The organism is Caballeronia sp. BR00000012568055 (genome assembly GCF_029439455.1).
Taxonomy (GTDB): domain Bacteria; phylum Pseudomonadota; class Gammaproteobacteria; order Burkholderiales; family Burkholderiaceae; genus Caballeronia.
Genome location: NZ_JAQFVG010000167.1, coordinates 1 through 1,080, shown reverse-complemented (window position 1 = coordinate 1,080; position 1,080 = coordinate 1). Strand labels below are relative to the sequence as shown.

Below are 1,080 nucleotides of genomic sequence, written 5' to 3'. Positions count from 1 at the left end.
TTTTCCGTACGGAAGGGTCGCGAAAAGAGCCATGACTACCCCAAGATGAACCGCGAGTAACACGGGCATCGCAGAGGTTTCCCTTAGAGCCAGGAGAATCAACCCGGTTATTGCGGTCAACCACAGGAGAACAATGAAACCGACATCCATACTTTTCTGGCCGCGGTCTCCATGGAGCGGGTGCCGCTTCAGATTAAGGACAAAGAGGCCGCTAGTTCCGGCGAGCAAGCTCATACCGCCGAACGATCCAAGAAACACAGGAAGGCTGCTGAGTGCATATGGCGCCTCCCACTTGAAGAGATAATGGTAGGCGGTCGCAACGCACGTCGAGGCGAAGCACAGTAAGAATCCATAGAAGGTAAAGTGATGGAAACGCCTGCGTGCGAGTGAGTACGCGTCGTCCTCGTTGTTGCATCCATCTCCATGGCCACCTCCAAGATAGCGAAGGCTCAATACGTCACCGGCGGTTTCCGACGCAGCAGACATTGACGGCGCGCCGGGATTTTCGTTCCTCCAGAACTGTCTCACTCCGATGCCAAGGGCTAGCGCTGCAAAGGCAAAGACAACGCCGAACATCAATGCCAGGAGATTGTGCGGAAAAACTGCGTAAAAATTCGCACCAGCGGCAGGTACCGATCCCGCGGTCATGTACATCGCGAGCACGAGGAAAAGCGCCAAACCACTCGCGAGCGCAGCCGACACCGTCAGACCGTTGCGCTTGTAAAGCCGTCCGAACGCTGAGGGCCACGCGTAGTCGACGTAGGTAGTCAAGCGGACCTGTGCCATCGCCTTGGGCACGTTCACTGCAAACTCGTGCGGCGGTGCGTATTGGCAGGAATGAAGGCACGCACCGCAGTTGTGGCAGAGATTGGCCAGAAAATGCACGTCAGAGCGATCGAATTCCAGCCTGCGAGTCATAGCCGGGAAAACTGCGCAAAAGCCCTCGCAGTAGCGACAAGCGTTGCAAATCTGCATGATTCTGCTTACTTCGTTCTCTTGCTCCGACAGAGCAGATCGAACGATGATTTCGTTCTTGGCGAGGGCAGATGCCTCTCGAGCCAAAGCTTCAAGCGATTGCAT

Annotated in this window: 1 protein-coding gene; it reads right to left on the bottom strand. The window is 55.7% G+C overall.

What is annotated here, in order from left to right:
* The coding region (tcuB, locus tag P7F28_RS09310; protein ID WP_277184220.1) for a tricarballylate utilization 4Fe-4S protein TcuB at positions 1–1,080 on the bottom strand (1,080 nt) is incomplete at both ends.